Origin of the sequence: Streptomyces indicus (genome assembly GCF_900100315.1) — a bacterium.
GTDB lineage: Bacteria > Actinomycetota > Actinomycetes > Streptomycetales > Streptomycetaceae > Streptomyces > Streptomyces indicus.
Genome location: NZ_FNFF01000017.1, coordinates 63,405 through 76,295, shown reverse-complemented (window position 1 = coordinate 76,295; position 12,891 = coordinate 63,405). Strand labels below are relative to the sequence as shown.

Sequence of the window (12,891 nt, the reverse complement as noted above, 5' to 3'; positions counted from 1 at the left end):
GGTTCTCAGGGCCTCCGATCGGTTCTAGAAGGAGTACGGCAGGTAGCAGGCGGCGGCGAGCACGATCGCGCCCCAGCCGAGCAGGGCCGGCTTGCGGTACCAGGCGTCGTCGCCCTCCTCGGGCAGCTCCTCCATGCCGGGGGACCGCGTGCCGTAGACCAGGCCCGCGAGTTCGGCCTCGGGCTTGGGCGCGGTGAACAGCGTCACCAGGACCATGACCAGCGCGCCGGCCACGAAACCGACGATCGCCGAGACGAAGTTGGCGCCCTGGTCGGAGGGGATGTCGATGACGCCCTGCTTGTAGATGACGAAGTAGTTCACCATCGCGGCCGTCGTACCGGCCACCAGGCCCCACACACCGGACTTCATCGAGGCGCGCTTCCAGAACATGCCGATGATGAAGACCACGAACATCGGCACGTTGAAGAACGAGAACAGGGTCTGGAGGTACCCCATGATGTTCGAGAACGACGAGGCCAGGAAGGCCGTGCCGATGGAGGCGACGACACCGATCGCGGTGATGAGGCGGCCGAACTTCAGGTAGTAGTCGTCCTCGCGGCCCTTGACCACGTACTTGGCCCAGATGTCCGCGGTGAACACGGTGTTGAAGGAGGAGACGTTGGCCGCCATGCCCGCCATGAAGGCGGCGAGCAGACCGGTCACGGCGATGCCGAGCACGCCGTTGGGCAGCAGCTCCTGCATGAGGAGCGGGATCGCGTCGTTGTACGTCAGGTCGGAGCCGGCCGTGCCGATCTTCGGCACGAGCACGGCCGCGACCAGGCCCGGGATCATCACGATGAAGACGATGAAGATCTTCGGGAACGCGGCGATCAGCGGGGTGCGCTTGGCGGCCGACAGGTTCTTCGCGGACAGGGCGCGCTGCACCTCGGCGAAGTTGGTGGTCCAGTAGCCGAAGGAGAGCACGAAGCCGAGACCGAGCACGATCGTCAGCCAGTTCGCGCCGAGCGGGTTGGCGTCGCCGATGCCCGTACCGCCCCATGCGGAGAGGAAGTTGTCGCCGTGCTGCTCGGTCAGCGAGTCGGTCAGGCCGTCCCAGCCGCCGACCCGCTTCAGGCCCAGCAGGGTCAGGGGTATGAGGGCCGCGAGGATCACGAAGAACTGAAGCACCTCGTTGTAGATCGCCGAGGACAGACCGCCGATCGTGATGTACGCGAGGACGAAGAAGCCCGCGACGACGATGGACACCCACTGCGGCCAGCCGAGCAGCGCCTCGACCACGATCGACAGGGCGTACAGGTTGACGCCCGCGATGAGGATGGACGCGAAGGCGAACAGGACCGAGCTGAGCAGGTGTGCGCTCTTGTCGAAGCGCTGGAGCAGGAACTCCGGCACGCTTCGGACCTTGGAGCCGTAGTAGAACGGCATCATCACGAGGCCGAGGAACACCATGGCCGGGATGGCGCCGATCCAGTACCAGTGCACGACGGCCACGCCGTACTGCGCACCGGTGGCCGCCATGCCGAGGATCTCGGTGGCGCCGAGGTTGGCCGCCACGAAGGCGAGGCCCGTGACCCAGGCGGGCAGGGAGCGTCCTGACAGGAAGAAGTCGAGGCTGGTCTTCACACTGCGCCGGGCGGCGAACCCGATGCCGAGCACGACGGCGAAGTAGATCGCCAGGATCGCGTAGTCAAGGCCGTTGGTGGGGAGCCGAAGCCCTTCGGCGAGGTATTGCATGGGGATCTCGCTTCGTTGCGCGAACGTATCGGACCGGAACCTACGCGTCCGCGTTCAGAAACTGAATAGGGTTTTGGTGTTCTTTGTTTGTTCGTGATCGAAGCCGCAGGACGTAAGGGGCGGGATCCCCCAAGATCCACCGCGGGGAGTCCGGTCCGGCCCGTTGACCGTACTGTTGGCTTGTGGTTTGTTGTGTTCGGTTCTGTTTGATGGATGTGGGTGTGGTGTGGGTGCGATGGGAGCAGCCCTGGTGAAGAAGACCTCGACGCGGCTCGCCGACGGTCGTGAGCTCATCCATTACGACCTGCGCGACGACGTCGTACGCGACGCCGTGGACCGGCGCCCCCTCGAGCCGGTCGCCACCGCCTCGGAGATCCGCGAGGACCGCCTGCTCGGCGACTTCGTCGCCATCGCCTCGCACCGCAACGCCCGCACCTACCACCCGCCGGCCGACCAGTGCCCGCTGTGCCCGTCCCAGGGCGAGCGGCTCAGCGAGATCCCCGACTCCTCCTACGACGTGGTCGTCTTCGAGAACCGCTTCCCCTCGCTCGCCGGCGGTTCCGGCCGCTGCGAGGTGGTCTGCTTCACCTCCGACCACGACGCGTCCTTCGCCGACCTCACCCCCGAGCAGGCCCGCCTCGTCCTCGACGCCTGGACCGACCGGACCGCCGAGCTGTCGCACCTGCCGTCCGTGGCGCAGGTCTTCTGCTTCGAGAACCGCGGCGCCGAGATCGGCGTGACCCTCGGCCACCCGCACGGACAGATCTACGGATACCCGGACGTCACCCCGCGGACGCAGCTGATGCTGCGCTCGCTCGGCGCGCACAAGGCCGGGACGGGCCGCAACCTCTTCGACGAGATCGTCGCCGACGAGACCGAGGACGGCCGGCGCATCGTCCTCGACGGCGAGCACTGGGTGGCGTTCGTCCCGTACGCCGCGCACTGGCCGTATGAGATCCATCTCTATCCGAAGCAGCGGGTGCCGGACCTGCTCGCCCTCGACGAGGCGGCCCGCGCCGAGTTCCCGGAGGTCTACCTGGAGCTTCTGCGCCGTTTCGACCGGATCTTCGGCCCGGACGAGCCGCCCACCCCGTACATCTCGGCCTGGCACCAGGCGCCGTTCGCCCCGCTCGACAGCTTCGGCGTGGAGCGCGCGGACTTCGCTCTGCATCTGGAGCTTTTCACGATCCGCCGCACGTCCGGCAAGCTGAAGTTCCTCGCGGGCTCCGAGTCCGGCATGAGCGCGTTCATCAACGACGTGCCGCCGGAGGCCGCAGCGGCACGACTTCGAGAGGTAGCGAGCAGATGAGCGGCAAGTACCTGGTCACCGGCGGCGCGGGCTATGTCGGCAGTGTGGTGGCCCAGCACCTTCTGGAGGCCGGGCACCGCGTGGTCGTGCTCGACAACCTCTCCACCGGCTTCCGCGAGGGGGTGCCCGCGGGCGCCGAGTTCATCGAGGGCGACATCCGCGACGCCGCGAAGTGGCTGGACTCCTCCTTCGGCGGCGTGCTGCACTTCGCCGCGTTCTCGCAGGTCGGCGAGTCGGTCGTGAAGCCCGAGAAGTACTGGGACAACAACGTCGGCGGCACCATGGCGCTGATCGCCGCGATGCGCACGGCCGGCGTGCGCAAGCTGGTCTTCTCCTCCACGGCGGCCACGTACGGCGAGCCGGAGTCGGTGCCGATCGTGGAGACCGCGCCGACCTCTCCGACCAACCCGTACGGTGCCTCGAAGCTCGCCGTGGACCACATGATCACCGGCGAGTGCGCGGCCCACGGGCTCGCGGCCGTCTCGCTGCGCTACTTCAACGTCGCGGGCGCGTACGGCAGCTGCGGCGAGCGGCACGACCCCGAGTCGCACCTCATCCCGCTGGTGCTCCAGGTCGCGCAGGGCAGGCGCGAGGCGATCTCGGTCTTCGGCGACGACTACCCGACGCCGGACGGCACCTGCGTCCGCGACTACATCCACGTCGCCGACCTCGCCGAGGCGCACCTGCTCGCCCTGGACGCCCCCGCGGCCGGCGAGCACCTGATCTGCAACCTGGGCAACGGCAACGGCTTCTCGGTCCGGGAGGTCATCGACACCGTCCGCCAGGTCACGGGCCACCCGATCCCCGAGGTCGTGGCCCCGCGCCGCGGCGGCGACCCCGCCGTCCTCGTCGCCTCCGCCGAGGCCGCCCGTGAGCGGCTCGGCTGGAATCCGTCCCGCGCGGACCTCGCGGGGATCGTCGCGGACGCGTGGGCCTTCGCGCAGGCGCAGGCGCAGTCGCACTCCAGGGAGGGGTGAAGCGCACATGGCAGATGTGGCTGAGGAGTTCGGCCGGCTCTACGGGTACGCGCCCGAGGGCGTCTGGGAGGCGCCGGGGCGCGTCAACCTGATCGGTGAGCACACCGACTACAACGACGGCTTCGTCATGCCCTTCGCGCTGCCGCACACCGCGGTGGCGGCGTTCGGCCGGCGTACGGACACGGCGGTACGGGCCCACTCGGCCGATCTGCCGGGCGAGCCGGTCGTGGTCGCCGAGCCCGCGCCGGGCACCTCCGCGGGCTGGGCCGACTACGTGGCGAGCGTGGTGTGGGCGCTGCGCGAGGCCGGGCACGAGGTCGGCGGCGTGGACGTGCACCTGGCCTCCACCGTGCCGACCGGCGCGGGCCTGTCCTCCTCCGCGGCACTTGAGGTCGTGGTCGCGCTCGCCCTGAACGACCTCTTCGGACTCGGCCTGGAACGCCAGGAGTTGGCCACGCTCTGCCAGCGCGCGGAGAACGTCTACGTGGGCGCGCCCACCGGGATCATGGACCAGACGGCCTCCGCCTGCTGCACCGCGGGCCACGCCCTGTTCCTCGACACCCGCGACCTCACCCGGCGCCAGGTCCCCTTCGACCTGGCCGCGGTGGGCCTGCGCCTGCTCGTCGTGGACACGCAGGTCAAGCACGCGCACAGCGAGGGCGAGTACGGCAAGCGCCGCGCGGGCTGCGAGGCGGGCGCGGCGGAGCTGGGCGTGACGGCCCTGCGCGACGTCCCCTTCACGGAACTCCCCGCGGCGCTCGACCGGTTGTCCTCCGCGGAGATCCGCGGCCTGGTCCGCCACATCGTCACGGAGAACCACCGCGTGGAGCGGGTCATCTCGCTGCTCGACGCGGGAGACGTCCGCGGGATCGGCCCGGTCCTCGTCGAGGGCCACGCCTCCCTGCGCGACGACTTCCGCGTCTCCTGCCCGGAGCTCGACCTGGTCGTCGACTCGGCCGTCGCGGCCGGGGCGCTGGGCGCCCGGATGACGGGCGGCGGCTTCGGCGGCTCGGCGATCGTGCTGGTGGAGGAGGCCGCGGCCGGCCAGGTGGAGAAGGCGGTTTTGGAGGCGTTCGCGTCCCGAGGCCTCAGAGAACCGCGGGTGTTCACGGCGGTGCCGGGGGCGGGCGCGCGCCGCCTGCGTTAGGCGGTGGGGCTCGCGGGGCCTGTGACCCCGCGAGCCCTCTGCTCGCCCTGCCCCAACCGCTTCGTCTGCCCCAACCGCTTCGTCAGGAAGAAGTCCCGGATCCCGGGCGGATGGTCCTCCAGGACGCACTGCACCGCGTACCCCTGCTTGATGTAGAACCCGGGCGCCTGGAAATCCCAGGTCCACACCTTCGACCAGGCGCACCCCCGCTCCACCGCGATCCGCTCGGCCTCCGCCACGATCCGGCCGCCGAGGCCCGCGCCCCGCTGCCCGGCGTCCACCCACAGCAGGTCGAGCTCCAGCCAGCCGTGGGAGGTGTGGGCGACCACGCCGCCCGCGAGGGCGCCCGTCCCGTCCAACGCCCAGATGTGCAGCGGCTCCTCGCCGAGGACACCCGTGGGACGCAGGGCCGCGAGGGCGGGGGAGGCCGCGGTGTTCGTCGCGCCCAGGCGCTCTCCGAGCTCCTCGCGCCGGTCCATGTCTACTTCTGTCACCAGATGCACCATGGGGGCACGGTACTTGCGGGCTACTGCTTCTTGTCCGGGCGCGACTCCCCGACGTACTCGATGATGTCGGTGACCGTCGGGGACTCGCCCTGGCAGACGGCTTCCGTGAGGTTGAGCGGCTCGGAGCCGTCGAAGCGGCAGCGCGGATAGATGCGGAACTCGACCTCGTCGCCCCGGAACCGGTGGAGCACGGTGACTCCGTCCTGCTTGGGGCCGGGCGGCATGCCCAGAATCGGCGCGGACGTCCGGCCGTCGGGCAGCGTGATCTCATTGCACGTGATCTTCCCCTTCGCCGGTCCGCCGCACGGCTCGAAGGGCGTCTCGCCGAGCCGCGCCTTGAAATTCAGGGGGTACGCCTTCTCGTTCGGTACGAGCCGCACCTCCCCGGCGTCCGCGGGCAGCAGGCGTTGCAGTGCCGCCGCGATCTGGCGCTCGGCCTCCGAGCCGGCGTCCGGCGCCGACGCCACGGGCACCTTCGCCGCCGAAGATCCCCCGCCCGCCAGCGCGTTCGCACCGAACAACCCCGTCACGGCGACCGCGAGCACACCCGCCACCGCCCCTGCCCGCGCCCGGTTGCGGCGCCTGCGGCCCTCGGCCCGGGCCGCGCCCGAGAGATCGGGCAGTACGGGCAGCTCCTCGGCCGTACGCTCCATCACCGCCCGGACCAGCGCGGACCCGCCGTCCGCCGCATCCGCCCCGTCCCTGTCGAACCGCTCCATCGCCTTCTCCTCACGCTCCGGTCGTGTACACATGGGCATCGCCGAGCCGTTCGCGCAGCCGCGCGAGCGACCGTGAGCACTGGCTCTTGACCGTGGACTCGCTGCACCGCAGCAGCTCCGCGACCCGCTCCACGCTGAGGTCCTCCCAGTAGCGCAGGACGACCATCGCCCGTGCGCGGGGCGGCAGTTCGGCCAGCGCGGCAAGGAGCGTCACGCGCAGATCGGCCTGGTCGGGTACGGGCTCGGGGCCCGCGTACGCATGGGCCAGGAGGTCCCGCAGCCGGCGCCGCCGTTCGGCGAGGAAGGTGCGGGTGAGCACCGTCCGCGCATACGCCTCCGGGTGGTCGGCGGCCCGTACCCGCCGCCAGTGCTGGAACACCTTGGCCAGCGCCGTCTGGGTCAGGTCGCGGGCCGCGTCGGCGTCCCCGCACAGCAGGTAGGCCGTCCGGTACAGCCGCCGCTGGACGGCTTGTGCGAACGCCGCGAACCCGTCGTCATCGTCGTCCTCGGCCGTCATACGGTTCCCCTCCGGTGCCGCGGTGCCTGTCACCTGTCACCCGTACTCAAGTGCTGCCGGACCGAAAAGGTTGAAGCCGTGGCGCGGGTTTTCCCGTAAGCGGGAGAAGGCGATCCCGCCGTGAGCAGGAGAAGACGACCCGAGCGCAAGCCGGAGAAGGCGACCCGGCCGCAGTTTGTCGACTTCTGTCACAAACAGAACAGGCGGATCACGGTAACCAGCCCAGGCGAATCAGTTCTGCAATTACCCTTCCGCGGCCCGCGCCCGCCCGTACTCTGATGCTCAGCACCGGTGGGGGCCGGTGCCGATCAGGGGGCGAGACAGTCGGGTACGGCGCTCGGAGCGGGGTAGCAGTCACCACACGGCGGCGGCCGTGGGACCACGGTGGCGGTGCGTTCCGGACGCCGTACCTGCGCCGAATGCCCCTGAGGGGGTCCGGGGATCCGCGGTGACAGCCGCCTCGCCATCTCCCCGGAAGATGGAACCTGGGGGTTTCACGTGGTTCGAATCCGGGTCCTGGTCGTCGACGACCACCGCATCTTCGCCGAATCGCTCGCCGCGGCCCTCGCCGCCGAGCCCGATGTCGAGGTCGCCGCCGCCGGCAGCGGCCCTGCCGCCCTGCGCAGTCTGGAGCGAGCGGCGAGCGAGGGACGCCGGTTCGACGTACTGCTCGTGGACGCCGACCTGGGATCCGTCGTGCCCGGCGCGCGGCTTCCCGTGCACGACGGCGCGGAGCCCGGCCCCGACGGTTTCGTCGACGGGATCTCCCTTGTCACCGGCGTCCGTTCGAGCCAGCCCGCCGTGCGCACCGTCGTACTCGCCGAGAAGGACGACCCGCGGCGCGCGGCGCTCGCCCTCCAGGCCGGCGCGTCCGGCTGGGTCGCGAAGGACTGCTCGCTGTCGCGGCTGCTGACGGTGATACGGGGCGTCCTGCGGGACGAGACGCATCTGCCGCCCGCGCTGCTCACCGGCGTACTGCGGGAGCTGACCGCGGCGCGCAAGCACCGCACCGAGAGCGAGCGCCTCGTCGAGTCGCTGACGCCGCGCGAGCGCGAGGTGCTGCGGTGCATGGTCGCGGGCCTGGGGCGCAAAGCCGTCGCCGAGCGCCTCTTCCTGTCCCCGCACACCGTTCGGACCCATATGCAGAACGTGCTGGGGAAGCTGGGGGTGCACTCCACCCTCGCGGCCGTCGCGCTCGCGCGCCGGGCGGGTGTCGGACCGGTGGACCTAGCCGGGGATGTTGTCGAACGGGGCGGTCAACTGGCGTAGCAGCGCCGCCAGTTCACCCCGCTGTGCGCGCGAGAGCTCCGCGAGGATCGCGCGCTCCTGGTCGAGCAGACCGGCGAGCGCCTGGTCCGCGCGGTCGCGCCCCTCGGGGGTCAGCCGGACGAGCACACCGCGCCGGTCGCTGGGGTCGGGAAGGCGCTCGACCAGGCCTTTCTTGGCCAGCCGGTCGATGCGGTTGGTCATCGTGCCCGAGGTGACGAGGGTCTGCTGGAGGAGCTGGCCCGGCGAAAGCTGGTACGGGGCGCCGGCGCGGCGCAGTGAGGTGAGCACGTCGAACTCCCACGGTTCGAGGTGGTGCTCGGAGAACGCGAGGCGGCGTGCGCGGTCGAGATGCCGCGCGAGCCTGCTCACCCGGCTCAGCACCTCGAGCGGTTCCACGTCGAGGTCAGGGCGCTCTCGGCGCCATGCCGCGACCAGCCTGTCGACCTCGTCCTCCATGGCGATCAGTGTAAGGGGTCCCTCGATGTGAAGTCTCTTGACGTCAAGAGATATTTCGGCTTGCCTTTGGGCAAGGTCGCGAAACAGACGACATCAGGATCGTCCTCGCGTAGCAGCCAGGGAGCTCGACCATGCACTCCGCACCCACATGGGATCCCCAGCAGTACCTGCGTCATTCCGGCCACCGGACCCGCCCCTTCCATGATCTGCTCGCGCGGATCCCGGAACTCCCCGACCCCGCCGCCACCGGCGGGATACCGATACGCATCGCCGACCTCGGCTGCGGCCCGGGCAATGTGACGGCCCTGCTCGCCGAGCGCTGGCCGAGCGCCCGTATCACCGGCTTCGACAACTCCCCGGAGATGCTGGCCAAGGCGCAGAAGTACGCCGGCACCACCAGCGGCGGCGGCACCCTGGACTTCCAGCCGGGCGACGCCGCGCACTGGACGCCCGACGGGGTCTACGACCTGATCGTCTCCAACGCGGCACTGCAGTGGGTGCCCAACCACCCCGAGTCCTTCCCCGTCTGGATCGAGCACCTGCGCCCGGGCGGCACCCTCGCCTTCCAGGTCCCCGGCAACTTCACCTCGCCCAGCCACGCCCTGCTCGGCGAACTCTGCGACGCACCGCAGTGGCGCGAGCGCCTCGGCGACCACGGCCGCCGCTTCATCCACGTCCTGGACCCGGCGGAGTACCTGAACCGTCTCACCGACCTCGGCTGCGCGGTGGATGTCTGGGAGACCACGTACTCCCAACTCCTCGCCGGCGACGACCCGGTGCTCGACTGGGTCAAGGGCACCGCCCTGCGCCCGGTCCTCACCGCGCTCGCCGACGACCCCGAGGCGACCCGTGAATTCCTCGCGGAATACCGGGACTTGCTGCGCAAGGCCTACCCGCAGGGCCCGCACGGCACGGTGTTCCCGTTCCGCCGCATCTTCGCGGTGGCCCGCAAGCCCCTGGACTGAGGGGGCCGGATGCTGATCGCCGTCGACCACGTCCAGCTCGCCGCCCCGCCCGGCAGCGAGGAGGCGCTGCGCCGGTTCTACGCGGGGGTGCTCGGCATGCGCGAGATCCCCAAGCCGCCGGTGCTCGCCGCGCGGGGCGGCTGCTGGTTCGAGGCCGGCGGCGTACAGCTGCATCTCGGGATCGAGGAGGGCTTCGTGCCGGCCCGCAAGGCCCATCCCGGGCTGCGGGTGCGCGACATCGAGGCGTACGGGGCCCGCCTCGCCGGCCACGGGGTGCGCGTCACCTGGGACGACACGCTGCCGGGCCACCGGCGCTTCTACGCGGACGACCCGGTGGGCAACCGACTGGAGTTCCTCGAACCGCTCTGACCGGTGACGGGGCCGGCGGACCGGAGGGGGAGGTCCGCCGGCCCCGCTGCCCGGGGTGCCCCTCAGGCCGCCTGCATCAGCTCCGCGCGGCCGAACAACAGGGCGTATCCGGGCGGGAGTTGGGCGAGGATGCGGGTGGCGAGCGCGTCGCCCGCCGCCTCGCCGACCACGCTCAGGACCGAGCTGACGTCCCAGCGCGCGGTGGCCGGGGTCGCGCCCTCGATGCGCGCGGCGACATCCGCCACGAACTCGGCGGCGTTCAGCTGCCGCGTCGCGGGCACGGCCGCGGCGAACACCCGCGCGGCCGGCTCGGGCAACTGCCGTGCCAGGTCGACGCGTTCGTCGCCCACCAGCTGCCCGCCGAGGGCGGAGAGCACGATCCGGGTGACGCGTTCGGCTTCCGCGGCCGTCGTGTACTGGCCTGCCTCGCGTACCGCGTCGATCAGTCGGCTCCAGTGCATGGCGAGGTCGTCCTCCGATCCGTAGAGCTGGTCGTCAAAGAGGTGGACCGGGCCCGGTGCGGGGCCGCCCGGGCCCGGTGGGGGGATTCAGGTGCCGATCTGCTTGCGGTCCCGGCCGCCCGCGATCTGGATCTTCCGCGGCTTGGCCTGCTCGGCGACGGGGATGCGCAGCGTCAGGACACCGGAGTCGTACGAGGCGTCGATGCGCTCGGTGTCGAGGGTGTCGCCCAGGAACAGCTGGCGCGAGAAGGTGCCGGTGGAGCGCTCGGAGGCGATCAGCTCCGCGCCCTCGGGGGCGGGGGAGCGGCGCTCGGCGTGCACGCTCAGCACGTTGCGCTCGACGTTCAGATCGATGGTCTCGGGGTCGATGCCCGGCAGATCGAAGTGGATCACGAAGTCGTCACCCGCGCGGTACGCGTCCATCGGCATCGCGACGGGGCGGGTGGTGGTGCCGAAGACCTGCTGGGCGAGCCGGTCGAACTCCCGGAACGGGTCGGTACGCATGAGCATCACAGTCACTCCTTCCGTGGGTTATGGGTGCGATGCCCGTACGCGTATGTATATAGCTCGCGAGAAGAAAGTTGACAAGCTGCGACTCAACCCGGGGTCGGGATGTCAGGTCCCGGAAACGCGAAAGACCGGCCGGGCTCCTGCCCGACCGGCCTCTCACCAGCCGGCACGGCCTGCCCGACCGGCCTTTCACCAGCCGACACGGCGGCCGCTCAGCTCTTGCGATGCCCTATCAACCGCGGCTTCTGCTCCAGCCCGTCCAGGCCGTGCCACGCCAGATTCACCAGATGCGCCGCGACCTCCGCCTTCTTCGGCTTGCGCGCGTCCAGCCACCACTGGCCGGTCAGCGCCACCATGCCGACCAGCGCCTGCGCGTAGAGCGGCGCCAGCTTCGGGTCGAAGCCGCGGGCCTTGAACTCCATGCCGAGGATGTCCTCGACCTGCGTGGCGATGTCCGAGATCAGCGAGGCGAAGGTGCCCGTGGACTGCGCCACGGGGGAGTCGCGCACGAGGATGCGGAAGCCGTCGGTGTACGTCTCGATGTAGTCGAGCAGCGCGAACGCGGCCTGTTCGAGCAGCTCGCGCGGGTGTCCCGCGGTCAGCGCGCCCGTGACCATGTCGAGCAGCTGGCGCATCTCGCGGTCCACGACCACCGCGTACAGGCCCTCCTTGCCGCCGAAGTGCTCGTACACCACCGGCTTGGAGACGCCCGCCTTCGCGGCGATCTCCTCCACCGAGGTGCCCTCGAACCCCTTCGCGGCGAAGAGCGTGCGGCCGATGTCGAGCAGTTGCTGACGGCGTTCCGCCCCGGTCATGCGCGTTCTGCGGGCGCGCCGGGGCTTCCCTTCGCTCGAAGGAACAGATGAACCTGAGGAAGCCGCGTCGTTGCCCACGGCTCCCATCATGCCGCGTCGGCGGCCTCCGGCTTACGCCGGGACGCGATGCGCTGCGCGGAAGGCCAGCGCACGTCGTACGCCCAGCCCAACTGTTCGAACCAGCGGATCAGCCGCGCCGAGGAGTCCACCTGTCCGCGCATCACGCCGTGACGTGCGGAGGTCGGGTCGGCGTGGTGCAGGTTGTGCCAGGACTCGCCGCAGGACAGGACGGCCAGCCACCACACGTTGCCCGAGCGGTCGCGGGACTTGAAGGGGCGCTTGCCGACCGCGTGGCAGATGGAGTTGATGGACCAGGTCACGTGGTGCAGCAGCGCGACACGGACCAGGGAGCCCCAGAAGAACGCAGTGAACGCGCCCCACCACGACATCGTCACCAGACCGCCCACGATCGGCGGGATCGCGAGCGACAGCATCGTCCAGAAGATGAAGTCCCGCGAGATGCGGCGGATCGCCGGGTCCTTGATCAGGTCCGGGGCGTACTTGTCCTGCGGGGTCTGCTCCTCGTCGAACATCCAGCCGATGTGCGCCCACCACAGGCCCTTCATCAGGGCCGGCACCGTCTCGCCGAACCGCCACGGGGAGTGGGGATCTCCCTCGGCGTCGGAGAACTTGTGGTGCTTGCGGTGGTCGGCCACCCAGCGCACCAGCGGACCCTCCACCGCCATGGAGCCGGCGATGGCGAGCGCGATCCGCAGCGGGCGCTTGGCCTTGAAGGAGCCGTGCGTGAAGTAGCGGTGGAAGCCGATCGTGATGCCGTGGCAGCCCAGGTAGTACATGAAGACGAGCAGGCCGAGGTCCAGCCAGCTCACCCCCCAGCCCCAGGCCAGCGGCACGGCGGCGATCAGGGCGAGAAACGGGACCGTGATGAAGAGCAGCAGTGTGATCTGTTCGAGCGAGCGCTTCTGCTCACCACCGAGGGTGGCCGAGGGGAGCGGCTCACCGTTCTTCGTATCCGGGGCTTCGTCGAGCAGGTCGGAGCTCGTTGTCATGGGCGTTTCCCTGGGGAGTCGGGGACTTTTGGCAGGTGATCGGCCGTGTGTCCCGGACCTACGGGTCCGTAACCTACGGCGACGTAAGTATGGCAGCGGTATCCGG

General features: G+C 70.5%; 15 protein-coding genes. 6 read left to right on the top strand and 9 right to left on the bottom strand.

What is annotated here, in order from left to right:
• Positions 1-24: 24 nt before the first annotated feature.
• Positions 25-1,695: a sodium:solute symporter family protein gene (locus BLT97_RS30570; protein WP_093616007.1), complete on the bottom strand. Its 1,671-nt coding sequence runs from the start codon at positions 1,693-1,695 to the stop codon at positions 25-27.
• 250 nt (positions 1,696-1,945) lie between these two features.
• Here BLT97_RS30570 and galT point away from each other — a divergent pair, with 250 nt between their 5' ends.
• The 3 genes from galT to galK are packed head-to-tail and all read left to right on the top strand — an operon-like array spanning position 1,946 to position 5,128.
• Complete coding sequence (gene galT, locus BLT97_RS30565) at positions 1,946-3,004, top strand: galactose-1-phosphate uridylyltransferase (protein WP_093616179.1); 1,059 nt, start codon at positions 1,946-1,948, stop codon at positions 3,002-3,004.
• Entirely contained in the window at positions 3,001-3,981 is a 981-nt protein-coding gene (galE, locus tag BLT97_RS30560) for a UDP-glucose 4-epimerase GalE (RefSeq protein ID WP_093616005.1), read from the top strand. Before galT ends, galE begins: the two co-directional genes overlap by 4 nt.
• Positions 3,982-3,988: 7 nt before the next feature.
• The gene (galK, locus tag BLT97_RS30555; RefSeq protein WP_093616003.1) at positions 3,989-5,128 is read left to right on the top strand and encodes a galactokinase; all 1,140 of its coding nucleotides are present in this window, start codon (positions 3,989-3,991) and stop codon (positions 5,126-5,128) included.
• On the opposite strand, the gene BLT97_RS30550 is transcribed toward galK, so the two are convergent.
• From BLT97_RS30550 to BLT97_RS30540, 3 genes are read right to left on the bottom strand one after another with little or no spacing between them, the layout of a single operon-like run.
• Positions 5,125-5,634, bottom strand: coding sequence for a GNAT family N-acetyltransferase (locus BLT97_RS30550; protein ID WP_093616001.1), 510 nt, complete (start codon positions 5,632-5,634; stop codon positions 5,125-5,127). The genes galK and BLT97_RS30550 overlap by 4 nt on opposite strands.
• A gap of 20 nt (positions 5,635-5,654) precedes the next feature.
• A complete protein-coding gene (locus BLT97_RS30545) occupies positions 5,655-6,353 on the bottom strand; it encodes a hypothetical protein (protein WP_093615999.1) in 699 nt (232 codons plus the stop codon).
• Positions 6,354-6,363: 10 nt separating this feature from the next.
• A complete protein-coding gene (locus BLT97_RS30540) occupies positions 6,364-6,870 on the bottom strand; it encodes a SigE family RNA polymerase sigma factor (RefSeq protein ID WP_093615997.1) in 507 nt (168 codons plus the stop codon).
• 498 nt (positions 6,871-7,368) lie between these two features.
• On the opposite strand from BLT97_RS30540, the gene BLT97_RS30535 reads away from it, so the two are divergent.
• A complete protein-coding gene (locus tag BLT97_RS30535) occupies positions 7,369-8,139 on the top strand; it encodes a LuxR C-terminal-related transcriptional regulator (RefSeq protein ID WP_093615995.1) in 771 nt (256 codons plus the stop codon).
• Here the strand turns inward: BLT97_RS30535 and tamR are convergent.
• Complete coding sequence (tamR, locus tag BLT97_RS30530; RefSeq protein ID WP_093615993.1) at positions 8,098-8,595, bottom strand: MarR family transcriptional regulator TamR; 498 nt, start codon at positions 8,593-8,595, stop codon at positions 8,098-8,100. The genes BLT97_RS30535 and tamR overlap by 42 nt on opposite strands.
• Before the next feature lie 131 nt (positions 8,596-8,726).
• Here tamR and BLT97_RS30525 point away from each other — a divergent pair, with 131 nt between their 5' ends.
• Together BLT97_RS30525 and BLT97_RS30520 are read left to right on the top strand one after the other, a co-directional pair.
• Positions 8,727-9,560 (top strand): trans-aconitate 2-methyltransferase, encoded by an 834-nt coding sequence (locus BLT97_RS30525; RefSeq protein ID WP_093615991.1) that lies wholly within the window; start codon positions 8,727-8,729, stop codon positions 9,558-9,560.
• 9 nt (positions 9,561-9,569) lie between these two features.
• Positions 9,570-9,929 (top strand): VOC family protein, encoded by a 360-nt coding sequence (locus BLT97_RS30520; protein ID WP_093615989.1) that lies wholly within the window; start codon positions 9,570-9,572, stop codon positions 9,927-9,929.
• A gap of 62 nt (positions 9,930-9,991) precedes the next feature.
• Here the strand turns inward: BLT97_RS30520 and BLT97_RS30515 are convergent, their stop codons facing one another.
• The 4 genes from BLT97_RS30515 to BLT97_RS30500 form a co-directional block, all read right to left on the bottom strand.
• The gene (locus tag BLT97_RS30515) at positions 9,992-10,390 is read right to left on the bottom strand and encodes a DUF2267 domain-containing protein (protein ID WP_093615987.1); all 399 of its coding nucleotides are present in this window, start codon (positions 10,388-10,390) and stop codon (positions 9,992-9,994) included.
• A gap of 87 nt (positions 10,391-10,477) precedes the next feature.
• The gene (locus tag BLT97_RS30510) at positions 10,478-10,900 is read right to left on the bottom strand and encodes an Hsp20/alpha crystallin family protein (RefSeq protein ID WP_093615985.1); all 423 of its coding nucleotides are present in this window, start codon (positions 10,898-10,900) and stop codon (positions 10,478-10,480) included.
• A 212-nt stretch (positions 10,901-11,112) separates the two neighbouring features.
• The gene (locus BLT97_RS30505) at positions 11,113-11,802 is read right to left on the bottom strand and encodes a TetR/AcrR family transcriptional regulator (RefSeq protein WP_093615983.1); all 690 of its coding nucleotides are present in this window, start codon (positions 11,800-11,802) and stop codon (positions 11,113-11,115) included.
• A complete protein-coding gene (locus BLT97_RS30500) occupies positions 11,802-12,785 on the bottom strand; it encodes an acyl-CoA desaturase (protein WP_176953946.1) in 984 nt (327 codons plus the stop codon). Before BLT97_RS30500 ends, BLT97_RS30505 begins: the two co-directional genes overlap by 1 nt.
• Positions 12,786-12,891: the final 106 nt, after the last annotated feature.

Excerpts from the sequence above, each read along its gene's own strand:
- BLT97_RS30525 (WP_093615991.1), top strand. The coding sequence starts at position 8,727 with ATGCACTCCGCACCCACATGGGATCCCCAGCAGTACCTGCGTCATTCC.
- tamR (WP_093615993.1), bottom strand. The coding sequence starts at position 8,595 with ATGGAGGACGAGGTCGACAGGCTGGTCGCGGCATGGCGCCGAGAGCGC.
- BLT97_RS30545 (WP_093615999.1), bottom strand. The coding sequence starts at position 6,353 with ATGGAGCGGTTCGACAGGGACGGGGCGGATGCGGCGGACGGCGGGTCC.
- BLT97_RS30500 (WP_176953946.1), bottom strand. The coding sequence starts at position 12,785 with ATGACAACGAGCTCCGACCTGCTCGACGAAGCCCCGGATACGAAGAAC.
- galK (WP_093616003.1), top strand. The coding sequence starts at position 3,989 with ATGGCAGATGTGGCTGAGGAGTTCGGCCGGCTCTACGGGTACGCGCCC.
- BLT97_RS30550 (WP_093616001.1), bottom strand. The coding sequence starts at position 5,634 with ATGGTGCATCTGGTGACAGAAGTAGACATGGACCGGCGCGAGGAGCTC.
- BLT97_RS30520 (WP_093615989.1), top strand. The coding sequence starts at position 9,570 with ATGCTGATCGCCGTCGACCACGTCCAGCTCGCCGCCCCGCCCGGCAGC.
- BLT97_RS30505 (WP_093615983.1), bottom strand. The coding sequence starts at position 11,802 with ATGGGAGCCGTGGGCAACGACGCGGCTTCCTCAGGTTCATCTGTTCCT.
- BLT97_RS30540 (WP_093615997.1), bottom strand. The coding sequence starts at position 6,870 with ATGACGGCCGAGGACGACGATGACGACGGGTTCGCGGCGTTCGCACAA.
- BLT97_RS30515 (WP_093615987.1), bottom strand. The coding sequence starts at position 10,390 with ATGCACTGGAGCCGACTGATCGACGCGGTACGCGAGGCAGGCCAGTAC.
- BLT97_RS30570 (WP_093616007.1), bottom strand. The coding sequence starts at position 1,695 with ATGCAATACCTCGCCGAAGGGCTTCGGCTCCCCACCAACGGCCTTGAC.
- galE (WP_093616005.1), top strand. The coding sequence starts at position 3,001 with ATGAGCGGCAAGTACCTGGTCACCGGCGGCGCGGGCTATGTCGGCAGT.
- BLT97_RS30510 (WP_093615985.1), bottom strand. The coding sequence starts at position 10,900 with ATGCTCATGCGTACCGACCCGTTCCGGGAGTTCGACCGGCTCGCCCAG.